General features: G+C 52.3%; 15 protein-coding genes. 9 read left to right on the top strand and 6 right to left on the bottom strand.

Annotated elements, in window-relative coordinates:
* Window positions 1-120: 120 nt before the first annotated feature.
* The 3 genes from BEN30_RS00150 to BEN30_RS00140 all read left to right on the top strand — a co-directional run bounded on the left by BEN30_RS00150 (window position 121) and on the right by BEN30_RS00140 (window position 6,640).
* The gene (locus BEN30_RS00150; protein ID WP_069956314.1) at window positions 121-1,929 is read left to right on the top strand and encodes an adenylate/guanylate cyclase domain-containing protein; all 1,809 of its coding nucleotides are present in this window, start codon (window positions 121-123) and stop codon (window positions 1,927-1,929) included.
* Window positions 1,930-2,161: 232 nt separating this feature from the next.
* Window positions 2,162-5,752, top strand: a complete 3,591-nt coding sequence (gene nifJ, locus BEN30_RS00145; RefSeq protein ID WP_084004852.1) for a pyruvate:ferredoxin (flavodoxin) oxidoreductase — start codon at window positions 2,162-2,164, stop codon at window positions 5,750-5,752.
* Window positions 5,753-5,902: 150 nt separating this feature from the next.
* Window positions 5,903-6,640, top strand: coding sequence for a Crp/Fnr family transcriptional regulator (locus tag BEN30_RS00140; RefSeq protein WP_069956313.1), 738 nt, complete (start codon window positions 5,903-5,905; stop codon window positions 6,638-6,640).
* Here the strand turns inward: BEN30_RS00140 and BEN30_RS00135 are convergent.
* Complete coding sequence (locus tag BEN30_RS00135) at window positions 6,637-7,218, bottom strand: hemerythrin domain-containing protein (RefSeq protein WP_069956312.1); 582 nt, start codon at window positions 7,216-7,218, stop codon at window positions 6,637-6,639. The genes BEN30_RS00140 and BEN30_RS00135 overlap by 4 nt on opposite strands.
* A 259-nt stretch (window positions 7,219-7,477) precedes the next feature.
* Between BEN30_RS00135 and BEN30_RS18500 the strand changes: the two genes are divergently transcribed.
* From BEN30_RS18500 to BEN30_RS17615, 6 genes are all read left to right on the top strand, one after another.
* Complete coding sequence (locus BEN30_RS18500) at window positions 7,478-7,645, top strand: hypothetical protein (RefSeq protein WP_170826909.1); 168 nt, start codon at window positions 7,478-7,480, stop codon at window positions 7,643-7,645.
* Window positions 7,646-7,658: 13 nt separating this feature from the next.
* Window positions 7,659-8,201 carry a cupredoxin domain-containing protein gene (locus tag BEN30_RS00130; RefSeq protein WP_069956423.1) on the top strand — a complete coding sequence of 181 codons (543 nt, stop codon included), beginning with the start codon at window positions 7,659-7,661 and terminating at the stop codon, window positions 8,199-8,201.
* 11 nt (window positions 8,202-8,212) lie between these two features.
* Entirely contained in the window at window positions 8,213-9,898 is a 1,686-nt protein-coding gene (locus BEN30_RS00125) for a cbb3-type cytochrome c oxidase subunit I (protein WP_069956311.1), read from the top strand.
* A gap of 160 nt (window positions 9,899-10,058) precedes the next feature.
* Entirely contained in the window at window positions 10,059-10,940 is an 882-nt protein-coding gene (locus tag BEN30_RS00120) for an SCO family protein (protein ID WP_170826910.1), read from the top strand.
* 44 nt (window positions 10,941-10,984) lie between these two features.
* Window positions 10,985-12,529 carry a hydrogenase iron-sulfur subunit gene (locus BEN30_RS00115; RefSeq protein WP_069956309.1) on the top strand — a complete coding sequence of 515 codons (1,545 nt, stop codon included), beginning with the start codon at window positions 10,985-10,987 and terminating at the stop codon, window positions 12,527-12,529.
* On the top strand, window positions 12,522-13,253 hold the full coding sequence (locus tag BEN30_RS17615) for a hypothetical protein (protein WP_084004851.1): 732 nt from the start codon (window positions 12,522-12,524) through the stop codon (window positions 13,251-13,253). Before BEN30_RS00115 ends, BEN30_RS17615 begins: the two co-directional genes overlap by 8 nt.
* A 19-nt stretch (window positions 13,254-13,272) precedes the next feature.
* Here BEN30_RS17615 and BEN30_RS00105 read toward each other — a convergent pair whose 3' ends face one another.
* From BEN30_RS00105 to BEN30_RS00085, 5 genes are all read right to left on the bottom strand, one after another.
* A complete protein-coding gene (locus BEN30_RS00105; RefSeq protein WP_139134774.1) occupies window positions 13,273-13,671 on the bottom strand; it encodes a bacteriohemerythrin in 399 nt (132 codons plus the stop codon).
* A gap of 419 nt (window positions 13,672-14,090) precedes the next feature.
* The gene (locus BEN30_RS00100; protein ID WP_245648942.1) at window positions 14,091-14,516 is read right to left on the bottom strand and encodes a plastocyanin/azurin family copper-binding protein; all 426 of its coding nucleotides are present in this window, start codon (window positions 14,514-14,516) and stop codon (window positions 14,091-14,093) included.
* Between the two features lie 5 nt (window positions 14,517-14,521).
* Entirely contained in the window at window positions 14,522-15,205 is a 684-nt protein-coding gene (locus tag BEN30_RS00095; RefSeq protein WP_139134773.1) for a cytochrome c, read from the bottom strand.
* 47 nt (window positions 15,206-15,252) lie between these two features.
* Complete coding sequence (locus BEN30_RS00090; protein WP_084004850.1) at window positions 15,253-15,909, bottom strand: NapC/NirT family cytochrome c; 657 nt, start codon at window positions 15,907-15,909, stop codon at window positions 15,253-15,255.
* Window positions 15,910-16,023: 114 nt separating this feature from the next.
* Window positions 16,024-16,321, bottom strand: a 298-nt coding sequence (locus tag BEN30_RS00085; protein WP_281201818.1) for a cytochrome D1 domain-containing protein, incomplete at its 5' end; no start/stop codon positions are given.

Here is a 16,321-nt window from a genome sequence, read left to right as displayed (position 1 = left end):
ATTTTTACGCAACCCCTTGGGATTTCGGACTTTTCGGCGTAAATTGATTTGTAAATCGTATAAAAGCTGGTGGGATTAACCCATTGGCGTATTGGTGTGCTCTGATTGTGGGTCCTGTGCATGGCGCAGAAAGAAGAAGTTACGTATGAGCTTTTGGTCCACTCCGGTACGCGGTGGGAGGCGCAGGGCGTCTACCCCGCAAGCGGACAACACACGGCTGTGCAGGACGCAAAATCCTTGGCGAAGGTCTCCACCGTTAAGGGCGTGAAGGTGGTCAAAGAGTATTATGACGCCAAGGCCGGGGCCAGCCGCTCGCTCACCATTTATGAACACAAGCCGCATGAACCGGGCAAACCTGTGCCGTCGAAACCCCGGAACATGCCGAACGCGTCACAGGCATCGAAAGTCGGCGATGTGCGCGAGGCCAGCAACGAAGAATCGCCGAAAAAGGGCGGCTCCATCATGGCTGTGTTGGTCAAAATCTTGGTCTCACTGCTGTTCTCGCTGGCGGCGGCCTTGGTGGTGACGCAGATCACTTCCATTTCACTGCAAAACATCGACTCGCTGGGGATGTTAAAAAAATCAGATTTTCTCAATCTGGTTTTCCTGTTTGTGTTCGTGATTACGGCTCTGGCTTTGGTGACGCGTATCTTGGTCGGGATGAAAGCCATTGCGCCGATTTTGCGGGCGCGCCCGGCCGCTCAGCCTTCACCTGCCAAACGCCGTCGTGACCCGCGCTTGACGCCTTCTCACTACACGGAAGAAGAAGAAAACTTTGAGCCTGTGAGCGAGGCAGAGCGCAAGAAGCAGGCTGAAGAAGACGAAAAGAATGCTTTAGAAGCCGCGATGAAGGCCGAAGAAGAGCAGCGCAAACGAGCCGAAGAAGAGGCCCGCAAAAAGGCCGAGGAAGAGGCCGCCCTGCGCGCCGAAATTGACGCCCGGTCCGAACTGATCACCATGAATGCGTTCACCCAAGATGCTTTTGATGTTTTGCAAGGGGATAAGTCCAAGCAAGAAGCGCATACCGTGTTTGGACTGGTGCTGTTTTTGGTTGGCGCGATGCAGTCTTTGCGCCACCAGCACAAATTGCCTGACGACGTTGCCAACACGGTGATGCTGCAAGCTTTGGGCAGCGTGGGGCTGAGCAAAGAGCGCGCCGAGCACTTTGTTCAACACATTGATGAGTATCTGATTTCCAATCCACGCTATTCAGAGATGTTTCAAAATGGTCGCGCCGCCATGGGGGATTACCTTGAAAGCAATGTCGGTCCCCGCGGCGCGCTTTCGGATGCGCTCGGCGATTGGGAAAAACCAAAGTCGAAAAACGATGGCGCGGGCCAGCCGGTGACGGTTTTGTTCACCGATATTGCGGGCTCCACCGCAATGACCCAAATGCTGGGAGATGAGGGCGCGCAAGAGGTCGTGCGCGCGCATAACCGCATCGTTCGCGAAGCCCTTCAAGGTTTTTCCGGGAAGGAAATCAAGCACACCGGTGACGGCATTATGGCGTCGTTTCCGTCCGCATCGGCGGGGGTTGAGGCCGCCATGGAAATGCAAAGACGCACCCAGGCGCACAACGCCACAGATCCGGAACACGTATTGGGTCTCAAAATTGGCCTGAATACCGGTGAGCCGATTGCCGAAGACGACGACTTGTTCGGCTCGACCGTGCAGTTGGCGGCGCGCATCGTCGATAAAGCCAGTGCCGGACAGGTGTTGGTGTCGGGGTCCGTACACGGCCTGTGCCAAGGCAAAAAAGATCTCAAATTTGAGCGCTTTGCCGATTTGGACATGAAGGGCTTTGACGAATCTGTCACCGTCTATACGGCGCTGTGGGATCCAAATGCCAAGTCGCCAGAGGCGTCTGCATCCGCTGTGCCGTCTTCACCACCCGTTTCTCCGGCCTCTCCGGTTGAACCGAAGCCTTGATGAAAGTCATACTTTTGACCGGGAAATTTTTCAAAATCTTGGCATAAGGCCTAGCCGGGCTCGGCTTCGTCGCTTAAAGTGGTGGACCTCGAACGTGGTGATGTGGGTTTAAACTGCGCTCAAAAACGACGCTCTCAGAACATGGTTTTTCAGCTCATGGCAGAGTGCGTCTGGTGCATGTTGGCAAGATCTATAACAGACTTGCAATCGTAAAGAATCCGGAGCCCCTCCAATGACAAAAAAACGCATGGTTGCCGTTGATGGTAACGAAGCCGTCGCCTCTGTTGCCCATCGTATGAACGAAGTGATCGCCATTTATCCGATAACGCCCTCATCAACCATGGGAGAGCTGTCCGAAGCTTGGTCGGCTCAAAAGCGGCGTAACGTTTGGGGCAGCATTCCGCATGTGGTGGAAATGCAATCCGAAGCCGGGGCTGCGGGCGCGGTGCACGGTGCATTGCAGTCGGGCGCTTTGACGACGACCTTTACGTCGTCGCAAGGCTTGTTGTTGATGATCCCCAATCTGTACAAGATTGCGGGGGAGCTGTTGCCCTTTTGCATGCATGTTGCGGCGCGCACCATTGCCACCCATGCGCTGTCGATTTTCTGCGATCATTCCGATGTGATGGCGTGTCGCCAAACCGGTGTCGCCATGTTGTCGAGCGCCACGGTGCAAGAGGCCCAGGACTTTGCCTGTGTCGCTCAGGCGGCGACCTATGCATCGCGGGTTCCGTTCATGCACTTTTTTGATGGATTTCGCACCTCACACGAAGTGTCAAAAATTGAATACCTTGAAGATGATGTGCTGAAAGAGATGCTGCCCGCCGATTTGATTCAGGCGCACCGCGAACGGGGCATGACACCGGACAATCCCATCGTGCGCGGCACCAGCCAAAATCCTGATACCTTTTTCCAGATGCAAGAAGCGCGCAATCTTTATCACGACGCGGTTCCAGGGTTTGTCTCTGATGCGTTTGAAAAGTTCGCAAAACTCACCGGGCGTTCATATGCCCTGTATGAATATCATGGTGCACCGGATGCTGAACGTGTGGTGATCGTCATGGGTTCGGCGGGTGAAACCGTGCATGAAACCGTCGACGTCTTGAACAGCGGCGCTGAAAAAGTTGGCGTTTTGCAAGTGCGTTTGTACCGCCCGTTCAGTGTTGAACGGTTTGTCGATGCGTTGCCCGCGTCCGTAAAATCGATTGCGGTTTTGGAACGGACCAAAGAAAGCGGTGCGATTGGCGAGCCTTTGTATTTGGATGTTGTTGCAGCGCTGAACCGGGCGGGACGTAACATAAAAGTGATCGGTGGACGGTTTGGTTTGTCGTCTAAAGACTTTACCGCATCCATGGCCAAAGCGGTGTTTGACGAATTGTCCAAACCCAAGCCCAAGCCAACCTTCACCATCGGTATTTATGACGATGTATCGGGCTTGTCTTTGGATTGGGACGAGTGCGGAAATTGTTATGAGCCGGGCACCATGCACCGGGCGATGTTTTTTGGTTTGGGCTCAGACGGTACGGTCGGCGCAAACAAAAACGCCATCAAGATCATTGCCGACAACACCGACAATTATGTGCAGGGCTATTTTGTTTACGATTCCAAAAAAGCCGGTGCGGTGACCATTTCTCATCTGCGATTTGCAACAGATCCGATTCGCTCTTCATACTTGATTCACGAAGCCGAGTTTTTGGCGTGCCACCAGTTTCATTTCCTCGACACCCTCGACATCTTGAGCCACGCCACCCAAGGCGGAACGTTTTTGTTGAACGCGCCCTATGGCAAGGATGATGTGTGGGACAACTTGCCCCGTTCGGTACAAAAGCTGATCGTTGAAAAAGAGCTGAAGTTTTACGTCATCAATGCGCGCAAAATCGCCGCCGATGCCGGCATGGGCAAGCGCATCAATACGGTGATGATGGTGTGTTTCTTCGCCCTGTCCGATTTTTTGGATTATGACAAATCCATCGGCTATATCAAAGACGCTATTGCCAAAAGCTATGGCTCAAAGGGACGCAAAGTTGTGGAGATGAACAACGCGGTGGTGGACGCGGCGTTAGCGCACATGGAACAAGTCGATGTGCCGAACACGGTCAGTTCAGCTTTCGACATTCCCCCCATCGTGTCTGCGGATGCCCCGGATTTTGTGAAAAACGTCACCGCTAAAATGTTGGCGGGCAAAGGCGATTTGTTGCCCGTCAGCGCGTTCCCTGTGGACGGCACGTGGCCTTCCGATACGGCGCAATGGGAAAAGCGCAATCTGGCGGCGGAAATTCCAACCTGGATAGAAGAGCTGTGCATCCAGTGCAACAAGTGTGCCCTGGTTTGCCCGCACGCCGCCATTCGGGTGAAGGCGTATGACGGTGGTGCCATCGCGGGTGCGCCTCAGACGTTTAAGGCCATGGACTATAAGGGCAAAGAGTTTGGTGAAGGGGCGAAGTATTCGGTTCAAGTGGCCCCCGAAGACTGCACAGGGTGCAAACTGTGCGTGATGGTGTGTCCCGGTAAAGACAAAAAAGATCCGGAGCGTCTGTCGTTGGTTATGCAGGCGCAGCCGCCCTTGCGTGTTCAAGAACGGGAAAACTTTAAGTTTTTCCTCGACTTGCCCGAAATCGACCGCACCTTGATGCGCGGTAATGTCAAAATGACTCAGTTCGCCGAGCCGCTGTTTGAATTTTCCGGGGCCTGTTCGGGGTGTGGGGAAACACCTTACATCAAGTTGCTGACCCAGTTGTATGGCGATCGCGCCGTGATCGCCAACGCCACCGGGTGTTCATCGATTTACGGTGGCAACCTGCCGACCACGCCCTATGCCTGCGATGCCAACGGCCGCGGTCCGGCGTGGGCGAATTCCTTGTTTGAAGACAATGCCGAGTTTGGTTTGGGGCTGCGTTTGGGTCTGGATCAACACCACGCCATTGCGATGGAGTTGGTGGAAAACTTGCGCGGGGATTTGTCCGATGGGGGGTTTGTCGATGCGCTGTTGAGTGCCGATCAATCCACCGAGGCCGGTGTGAAGGCACAACGCGAGCGAGTGAAAACGTTAAAAGAAAAGCTCGCCACCATAGATGGCGAACTGGCGGCCCGCTTAAGCGTGATTGCGGATCACTTGGTGAAAAAGACCCTGTGGATTTTGGGCGGTGACGGCTGGGCCTATGACATCGGTTTTGGCGGCGTGGATCACGTGTTGGCGTCGGGCGCCAACGTCAACATCTTGGTGATGGACACCGAAGTCTATTCCAACACCGGCGGTCAGCAATCCAAGGCCACACCGCTCACGGCGGCGGCGAAGTTTGCCAGTGAGGGTAAAGCCTTGCCAAAAAAGGACTTGGGGCTGATGGCGCTCACCTATGGCCATGTGTATGTGGCGTCCGTGGCGCTGGGGGCCAAGGACGCGCAAACCATCAAGGCGTTCCAGGAAGCGGAACAATTTGACGGCCCTTCGTTGATCATCGCCAACTCTCCGTGCGGAGAGCATGGTTACGAATTGGAACACAGCCTGGAACACCAGGCCATCGCCGTGGAAAGTGGCTACTGGCCGCTGTATCGGTATGATCCACGGTTGCTGACGGAGGGCAAAGCGCCTCTGCAACTGGACAGCAAAGCGCCCACCCGGCCGGTCACCGATTTGTTGGAGTTGGAAAACCGTTTCCGTCGGGTTCAACGCAATAATCCAGAACGTTACGCCATGTTGGTGGAAAAACTGGAAGAAGAACTGCGCCATCGTCGGCAAGTATTCGAAGCGCTGGCGACGGTGAAAAATGAACCGAAAGGTGAAACGGACACCAGTGCAAATGAAAAGGTTGATGCGGCGCAGTGATGGCCTCTTGATAAAACCATATTTATTTTATGGCTTTATGCCAATTTGAAACACTCGTCTTTTGGATTTGAATAGTGTAACTTTTTGCAGGGAAGTATTTTCGGCGGCCAATTGTGCTGCCGTAACGGCTGTGGGCAAAGGGGAACGGGCATGGGGCAGTTGTCCAAAGAAGTTGATGATTTTGAGCTGCGCACGGGGATAACCCGTGATGACATTCGCCGCTTAGGTCAGGTGTATTTATTTTCTGGGATGGTGCCCAGCGACTTGCGCAAGTTGTTGGCGACCAGTTCCATTCGCCGCTATCCCGATCACACCACATTGTTTATGGAAGGTGACCCTGCAGATCGTTTTTTTGTTGTTATGGATGGTTGGATCAAACTGTTCAGATTGACGGAAAGCGGTCAGGAAGTGGTGATTTCCGTTTCGTCGCCTGGGGAAAGTTTTGCCGAAGCCGCCATATTTGACAGCAGCGTCTTCCCCGTCAGCGCGGTTGCCATCACCGATGTCCGGCTGTTGGTGGTTCATGCAGAAGGCTTGGTGCGCCAACTCCATGAAAACATGAACTTTACCTTCAATATGCTGGGGTCCATGTCGCGGCAAATGCGTCAGAACGTCACCAAACTGCATCAAATGTGCAGCATGTCCTCCACGGAACGCTTGGCGGACTTTCTTCTCAGTTTATCCAATTCCACCAACGGAACGGCGACCATCACGTTGCCGCTGGACAAGTCTTTGATTGCGGCACGCCTAGGCATGCAGCCGGAAACATTTTCGCGTGCCCTGGCAAAACTCAAAACCGTTGGCGTTCAAAGCGCAGGCCACGACGTGGTGATCAAAGATCTCGACGCGTTACGCGCGATGATTACGACCCAATCGATGGGCTGTTAGTCAAGTTGGGGTAAATTGATACCACGCCGCGCTGCCATGCTTTTGGCCATTTCGCGTTGATCATCGGCATTTAGGCGCAGACGTGCCAATTCCAAAATGACGGTGTTTTCCCAATTTAAGTGGGATAGATGGATTTCCGACAGCATCTCTGCCGCTGTGCGGAACGCTTGAATGTCGCTGACAGGTTTGACTTCAGCGATTTTCTGGAGGCCCACCATAACGATTTCAACCAGTTCGCGATCGCGCATATGCTCCGAACCCAGCAACCGCAAGGTGTCTTCGATTTTATCACTCGGTATGGCACGTTCACGCAAGCGGGGGAACAGGTCTTGCTCTTCATCCGCAATGTGCAGGGCCAGATCGTGGCGCAAGCACTGCAAAATGGTCGTGGCCGTTTCCGTGGCCACGTCGCTTGCCTGACTTTGCTTGGCTAAAACCTTCAACGCACGACATAAATCTTTCTGCCGACAGTGGTCGGCAAAAATATATTCGAGCGGCTCCAGCAACAAATTATCGGGAATGTGTTCAACCAAGATACCGAACATATCCAGTGTCGTCTGATCGGCGTTGGGTGGCATGCACTGTCCCCTAATTAATGAAGGATTTTAAAGCTCAAGCCTGCCCACAAGTCGCTTGATAGAAATATTGAGCGCGCGGATAGGTATATGCATTGACGACCGTCAATCGTACACAGGTTTTGACAATTTGATCTTGGTCAAGGAAGTCGGGGGCAGAGTTAGGAGATATTAAACCAGAATTCTGGGTAACCACGTGTGGAACGGCCATCAACCACTCCTGAATTCTGTCCTAGATGGCTGCTGATTGGGAGGAAGTTGTATGTCAGAGCATGACAGCACACATGCGGGCGACGGGGGGTCGATACCCTTTATGCAGAAGTTATTGGATTCTCCATTTATTCTTCTGTTTATCGGTGTCGCAATGCCGACGGTTATTTATATCATTTGGGGTGTGATGGAGATCGTCTCCATCCCCGTAGCACCGTAAGGGGGGCATGAGCATGGCTATTTTTCCCCCAACAAAACGGGTTTGGTGGAACGAACCGGTTGAAAAATCGGAAGTTTTATGGATTTTTATTGCGCTGATTTGGGCGCTGGTGATGTTCTTTATGATGCCGTATTGGCACATTAACGGTAGCCAGAACCTTTCCAACGAAGCGTATCGCATTCGTCCTGAAGTGTTTGCAAAACGTACTGAAGAGATGGCTGCGAAATATAAAGTTGGCGAAGAAGGTGACACAGGCGTGCCTGTGGTTCGTCCTCCTGCAGGCAGCGACGTTTATATGCTTGGTCGTTTGTGGGAGTGGTGGCCGGTCCTGGAATTGGAAAAGGGACAATCCTATCGCTTGCACTTGTCATCCATGGACTGGATGCATGGCTTTTCCTTACAGCCGGAAAACATCAATTTAGAGATCCACCCTGGATACGACATGGTGTTGACGGTAACGCCCACGAGCTCTGGTGAGTTCAGTGTTGTTTGTAACGAATTTTGCGGTATTGGCCATCATACGATGGTCGGCAAAATTCATGTGGTCGATAAGTGAGGAAACGGGTCATGGCACAATTTAGAACTTGCCCGGACACCGGGTTCGCAATCGATCTTGCGGCTGACAAATTGATCAAGTGGAACGCGGTTACCGCCGTTGTCTTCTTGCTCGTCGGCGGCTTGTTCGGCATCTTGGTCGCGCTGACGCGTTGGCCTGCGGTTCACTTATTGGACGCTGATTTATTTTACCTGGCGCTGACGGCGCACGGTTTAGACGTGTTGTTGGTTTGGATTATCTTTTTCGAGATGGCCTTGCTGTATTTCACGTCGTCAATATTGTTGAAAACCAGACTGGCCGCGCCTTGGCTTGGATGGGTTCAGTATACGCTTATGTTGGTCGGCGCTTTGATCACCAACGTTGCAGTGTTGCAGGGCGAAAGCAGCGTGATGTTCACGTCTTACGTTCCGATGATGGCAGCACCGCATTTTTACCTCGGCGTGATTTTGTTTGCCGTGGGTGCGTTGATGGGCTGCGTGGTCTTTTTCTCGACCTTGTATATCGCCAAACGCGATAAGACCTATGAGGGTTCAATCCCGCTGGTCACGTTTGGTGCGATGACGGCGGCGATTATTGCCGTGTTCACCATCTTGGCGGGCGCAGTGATTTTGATCCCAACATTCTTCTGGTCGTTGGGTTTTATCGGCAACATCGATACGTTGATGTATCGTGTCATCTGGTGGGGCTTGGGACACTCGTCTCAGCAGATCAACGTGGCAGCGCAGATTGCCTGCTGGTACGCTATTGCGGCCATCTTGTTCGGTGCCAAACCGCTGTCCGAAAAAGTCAGCCGCACCGCCTTTTTGTTCTACATTCTGTTCTTGCAACTGGCATCCGCTCACCACATCTTGGTCGATCCGGGCATCAGTTCCGAATGGAAAATCTTCAACACGTCTTACGCTCTGTACTTGGCTGTTTTGGGTTCCATGCTTCATGGCCTGACGGTTCCGGGTGCGGTCGAAGCCGCGTTGCGCAAAAAAGGCTACAACCGCGGTCTGTTCGAGTGGCTCCGCAAAGCGCCTTGGGGTAATCCGGTATTTGCTGGATTTGCTCTGTCGGTCGTGTTGTTCGGCTTCTTGGGCGGTATCACGGGCGTTATGATGGGCACAGAACAGCTCAACATCATCATTCACAACACCTTGTATGTTCCGGGTCACTTCCATGGCACGGTCGTGGTCGGTACGACCTTGGCCTTCATGGCGATGGCATACTGGTTGGTTCCGGTGTTGTGGCAGAAAGAACTGGTGTTCCCGGGTCTTGCCAAATGGCAACCGTACCTGTTCGGTCTCGGTATGGGTCTGGCATCAATCTTCATGATGGGTGCGGGTACGCTTGGTGTTCCTCGTCGTCACTGGGATATCTCGTTCGCCGACGCCATGATGGTGCATGAGTTCCCCGCCGCCGCCTATATGATGATGGGCTTGGCAGGGATTTCGGGTGTAATCGGCGGCATTGGTGGGGGTATCTTTATCCTCAACATGGTCAGCACGATTTTGTTTGGTAAGGCTAAAGTGCCTGCGCCTGCAGCCGAAGAAGCTCCGGCCGCACCGATCGGTGGTGCCGCAACTGAATACGGCAGTGCCAGCACCTTGGAGGTTCCTGGAACCTTCGTGTTGGCTCTGGTGTTCCTAACAGCTTTTGTCCTTTACTACTTCGTCAACTGGAAATACTTGGCGAGCGTTTGGGGTATGAGCTAACCGCACGCACCCTTTTAGAAGGGTGCTCCGGGGGGGCGGATACTACGATGCCCACAGAATAGTATCCGCCCTTTCTTAATCTTGCAGGCTGGCTTGTGGGCAAGCCACACTCAAGGCTTTGTGGGTGAGCCGAATGAACAAAAAAATCATGAAAAAGCGAATGATGACAATAATGCTCGCCGCGACGCTCTGTGCAGCGGTCGTGGCGGTGTCATCTGACGCTCACGCAGGCCAGCAAGCGCCCGGCACGATTTCCAATTCGTACACCGGTGCCTTGGATGAAGAAAAAGCATTGGCGCTGTCTCAGGCGGCCATTGGTCGGGCCATCGGTGATTACAGTTTTCGCGACACCCAAGGCAATCGCATTTCTCTTTCAGATTTTCGCGGTAAGCCACTGGTGATTTCGTTGATCTATTCCAGTTGCGCGGATGTTTGTCCGGTGATTACGGCGACGTTGCAAAACGTTGATGAAATGGCCCGCGACGCACTGGGCGACGATAGCTATTCGATCGTAACCATAGGCTTTGACATTGGGGCGGACAACCCTGTGCAAATGAAAAGTTTTGCGCGCAAGTACGGTGTAAAGATTAATGACCACTGGAAATTTCTCAGTGGAGATTTATTGGCCGTAACAGCGTTAAGCGAAGACTTAGGATTTCAATTTTTCGAATCCGCCAAAGGATTTGACCATTTAACGCAGACCACGATTTTGGACAAAAACGGGGTTGTGTTTCGCCAGATTTACGGCGAGCAGTTTGAGGCTCCACATTTTGTCGAGCCGTTAAAAAGTTTGGTTTTTGGCACGGCGTCGCCATTTTCCAGCCTTAGCGATCTGATCAACAAGGTACGGTTGTTTTGCACCATCTACGACCCGACCGCGGACCAATACCGTTTTCGCTATTCCATTTTTTTCCGCATATTGGTCGGGGCAACGGTCATCTTAGGCATGATGACGTTCTTGTTGAAATGGCTATGGCAAAACCACAAACGCAATCAATTGCGTTTGCGGGAACAAAAACCATCTCCAGGCCCAAGCCTTTAACGGGCACTTAAAAACAAACCAATAGAGAAAAAAGGGCCCTGGCCGTGAACGTCTTGACCTCAATTCGCATCTTTATTCAAAACTTTTTTCTGCGCGCAGACAAAGAGTACGACCGAGCCTTTGGTCCGGAATGGAACCCCATGCGTCAACTGGGGACGGTGGCATTTTACTTGTACTTTGTCGCTGCGATCACCGGCATCATCGTGTACGTGTTTTTTGAAACGTCTGTAAATGGGGCCTACGAATCCGTTGAGTATATGACCAATGAGCAGTGGTGGTTCGCAGGTATCATGCGCAGCCTGCATCGCTACTCTTCGGACGGCATGGTCTTGACCATGTCGCTGCACTTGATTCGCGAATGGTCGTTTGATCGGTACCGCGGTGTGCGTTGGTATGCGTGGTTTACGGGTGTGTTGGTGATTTGGCTGCTGTATGTATCGGGCCTATCGGGCTACTGGCTGGTGTGGGATCAGTTGGCCCAGTACGTGGCCATCGGGTCAATGGAATGGCTCGACTTGCTGGGTATATTTGGGGAACCGGTGGCGACCAATTTCTTGGCCGAAGGGTCTTTGAATGATCGTTTCTTCACACTGCTGGTTTTTGTCCACATCTTCGGACCGTTGTTTTTGTTATTCATGATGTGGATCCATGTGATCCGCGTCAGCCAACCCAAAATCAATCCGCCCCGAGGATTGGCCATTGGCACGTTGGTGGCGTTGACGGTGTTGTCGCTGGTGAATCCGGCGGTCAGTCATCTCAAGGCCAATCTTGATGTCATTCCGACGGAACTGGAATTGGATTGGTACTACATGGCGTTTTACCCCTTGTTTGACGCTTGGGGACCGGGCGTGATGTGGGCTGTGGCCATCGGGGGATCATTGTTTGTGATGGCGATGCCGTGGCTTCCGCCGATGCGTCAACATGAGCCTGCCGTCGTAACGCTGGATAAATGTAATGGCTGTAAACGCTGTTATGAAGATTGCCCTTATGGCGCCATTGAAATGGTCCCGCGCAGCGACGGTTTGCCCTACGAACAAGAAGCGGTTGTCGATGCCGCCTTGTGCACACGGTGTGGCATATGTGTGGGGGCGTGCCCAACGTCTACGCCCTTCCGTGCGGAAGATGAATTGATTACGGGTATTGATTTGGTCCACTTGCCGCTCAAAGGCATGCGCAAAATGGTCGATCAAGCCATGCAAAATGCCACCGACGGGATTGTCATCGTTGGATGCGATCATGGACAAAAAGTCGATAACATTGCGGGTACGGCTGCTGTGAAGCTTCCGTGTGTGGCCCATATGCCGCCGTCGTTCATTGATTATATGATCAGCCAGGGTGCCAAAGGTGTTTTGGTGGCGGGTTGTCCTGAATGCGGATGTCGCTTCCGGTATGGCGTGCAATGGATGCAAGATCGCCTGGAAGGGCGCCGCGATCCTTATCTGAGGAAACGCGTGCCGCGCGAACGCATTCGCACCTTGTGGGCTTCGCCATTGGATGAGCAATTGCTCAACAACACCGTAAAAACGTTTAAGGATGAACTCGCGGTGTTAAGTGATCATGTCAGCGAGACGGAGAACGGCGATGTTTGATTTTTTCACTGGTGACAATGCCGTTTGGTTTTATGCCGTTCCGTTTGCCGTTTTTGCGCCGATTTATTTTTCATTCGTGTGGCACATCGGCGTAAAAAATCTGTTTTACAAAGACACCGCCAAAATTGAACGCAAGCGTTTGCAGTCGGAACATCAAGAGCGCATCAACAAACGCCGCGAATCCAAAGCGGGCACGCTCCAGCGCGAAGACCATGCGGCGACCCGGCCTTCAAAATATTGGCTTGCACAAGGTGTTACATATGGGCTGTTTATGACGGTCGTAAGTGTGTTTGCAACCAACCCAAGCTACACTTATTTAGGCGCAGGGGAAGCCCAGATTAAATTGAATTTGAGCCACCCCGGACAGCGTGTCGAGGCGTGTGTGCAACGCTCGAAGTCGGAACTGGCGGAACTGGCACCAAACATGCGCTCTCAAATGAAGTGTTCACGCGAACGTGCGGAGATCAAGCTGGAACTGGATATGGATGGTCAAGTCCTCTTTAGAGGCACCGCCGTTCCGGCAGGGTTTAGGCGTGACGGATCGTCCAGCTTCTATGAGAAATTCTTTATTTCAGCTGGTGAACACCAGATCACGGTGCGTATGAATGACGGCGACCCCAGCAAACCATTTACCCATGTTTTGAGTCAAATCGTCAACGTCAAGCCGACGCAAAACCTGATCGTTGGTTTCAACGAAAACGAACACAAGTTTTATTTCAAGTGAAGGGAAACCCCATCGGGTTTTATGACTTGATATGTGTGTGAAAACTGCGGTCAAAGGTGCGCAGGTGAACGGAGAACCAAGCGTCGAGCCGCGCCCCAAGCGTGGCGGCGATATCCACTTGGTCAGCAACCACGGTATCGTCCATGATGTCGCGGATTTGTTCTAACAGTCGATTGTGATCTTCTTTATGCGCATGGTAGCCGTTGTAGCCCATGTCGAGCATGATCTTTTCTTCCAGCGCAAAGTGTCCTTCGATCAGGGCGTGAATGGCGCCAAGTCGCGCTGTGATTTTATCCACCGCAGTGTTCGTTTCAAGCAAATCCCCCAATGCATTGATCTCATCGATCAAAGCTTTGTGTTCAAAATCAACTGATGGGATGCCCACCTTCATTGTTTCGGTCCATTGGATTAAAGACACGTTTTCAGGACTCCTTTTGCGGACGCTATTGCGGGATTATAAAAATATCATATCGTCAAATGAACAGGCGTGGATTGATTTTGATCAAGGACGAAGCGGGTCTGTTTCTCCATAAATGTATTGTGAAGTTTCCCACTTGTCAGACCTTGATGGCAAGATGTGGATTGTGTAGCAGTCGAAATAATTGCGATTGTCACAGCACCTGGTGACCAGAGAACGGCTGGTCATCGCGGTGGTTATAGTGTCTAAGCCGGACATGACGATGAATGGCTCAGACCTTTACCATTGGGACGGAGGGAACATCCCTCTCCTCTCTCTCCGTCCCACTTCACACCGTATTTCAAATTGTGAGCACAAAAAATAACCCCGGGTGCCAATGGGCGCTGACGGGGTTTATTTCTATAGGGATGGACAAAGGGCTATTCGGTGACTTCGATAAAACCCCTCATGTCGTTTCGTTCCCAATGGGGACCGCACAGATAAGGATATTTGCCTGGGGTGTCGAAGGTCTCTTCCCAAAACTCAATCGGGAATAAGCGTGGACTTTCTTCGCGGCCTGCGTCTTTGAACCAGACACTGTGAGAGGTTCGTTTTTCGACATTGATGAAACGCACCGTCGTCCCTTTGGCCACCGTCAAGGGTGATGGGCAGAAGGTATATTTCAGCATTAAGACACGCACGGTGCCGGGGGCTTCGGGCGGCAGCTCTGTCATTGTGTCGAACCGCGCCTGAGCGTTGGCACAAATGGCTTCTCGTTCAGCAGGATCTGTCGCCTGAGCCGTTCCCGCAAATACGGGAACGGCCAGGGTGGTAAGAAGACAAATGATTTGAGCAGAACGATTCACTCGATTTATTCCTGAGGAAGTGTCTTGGCATAGGTCCAGACATCCACGGCGACATCCAACGGCAATGCAGCCAGTGCCGGCATGCTGTCACCAGGTTTGCTGAAGCGAATGCGGTGCAAAGAGCGATCCGGCAATTTGTTGACCACGGCGCCCACCGGTGGCATGTCGGTGATCTTCTTGCCGTCCATGCCATGACAGGCCAAGCAAATGGTTTCAAAGTACCCTTTACCCTTGGTCGCATCGCCGGACACTTTGGAGACGTCCGTCACGCCCTTGGAAACAAACAGCCCCAAGGATTGGAAATCCGTATCCGTGAACATGGCTGACGTGTAGTTGTGTTTAGCGTCTTTCAAGATGGCGACGATGTCGTCAGGCGATTTACCGGCCGCGCTGAGGATGCCGGGCAGGCCAAGATCACCCGCATAGTTGAAGCCGTGACATTCTGAGCACCGCCACGTCTTTTTGCCGCTTGATCCGGAATCGGCTGGCATTAAGGCGTGGGTGTCTTTGGGAACGTCGCCTTGGGTAATCTGATAGTACCAGTCGTAAAGCTGACCACCGCGCGCAAGCATACCTTCGGGAGAAAGAGCCTGGGCCTGGGGGGCGAACGCCACAAGGCCTGCGGCAACGACAAATCCGCTTAAAATGCCACTGCGCATACCGTGTAGAGAAAGAGTAGTGATATTCATGACGTCTGCCTTTCGTGAGAATGTTATTTGATGTGACAGGTTATGGTTCATTCCTCTTCGAGGAATTTATCCATGGATTTTAGGGGTTTGGGCGCAGCCTGTGGATCGACAGCTGGACGTGCTGGAACATCATCTTCTTCCTGCGCCATGGCTTCAGCCGGTAAATTATGCGCTATGCCTTTGTGACATTCAATACAGGTCTTCTTTTCTTTATACGCGACCTGCATTTTTTCGCTTGAGCGGCGACGCTGTTTTTCCCAGTGCATGGCGCCGTAGTCATGGCAATTGCGACATTCGTGTGAATCGTTAGCTTCCATCGCGGCCCAGACATTTTTGGCCAATTGGAAGCGCTTGGCTTCAAACTTTTCGGGCGTGTCGATGGTGCCGAGAACTTTGTGCAGCAGTTCGTTGGACGCTTTGATTTTACGGATCATCTTCGGTCCCCATTCCTTCGGCACATGGCAGTCGGAACAGATGGCGCGGACGCCTGACGGATTAGAATAGTGCACGCTTTTTTTGTATTCTTTGTAGACTTTCTGTTCCATCTCGTGACAGGAGACACAGAATTCCAAGGTGTTGGTGTATTCCATAAAGGTGTTAAAGCCACCCCAAAAAATAATCCCTGCAATACCCCCGACGATCATCACGGCCCCGACGCTAAATCGAGAAGTCGGTGACCAAAATGCCTTCCATAAGCCGCGCATAATTCATCAAGCCCCATTTTATGAAGAAAACTGTACAGTACTGAAATGTGTGTAATCGTTTGAAAGTTAAGGGGGAAGACCGCAAGAGCAGTCCTCCCCCTCACTTACAGTGCCTTAGGTGTTGTGGTGTACGCGGTTGTACACGTTGAACTTACCTGTTGGCGTTTCGAGGCCTTTAATTTCGGCCTTTTTCTCCAAGGTCTTTGAGTCATATACAATGATATGACCGTCCAACCAGGTTGCCTTGCCGCCACGAACCCACACGGACACCCAAACTTCGGAACCGTCTTGGTTGAATTCGCTATGTACAGCAACGGCGTTTTTCATTTCCGTAACGCGGATGGTCTTGACGATCTTGCCGGTCTTCTTGTCGAGGACCTTAATGGACTGCTGAATTTCCGGATCGGGATTC

The sequence above is a fragment of the Magnetovibrio blakemorei genome, assembly GCF_001746755.1.
In the GTDB taxonomy this organism is placed as follows: domain Bacteria; phylum Pseudomonadota; class Alphaproteobacteria; order Rhodospirillales; family Magnetovibrionaceae; genus Magnetovibrio; species Magnetovibrio blakemorei.
Note: the sequence above shows the minus strand (reverse complement) of the source record. Positions and strands in the feature narration are given on the sequence as shown.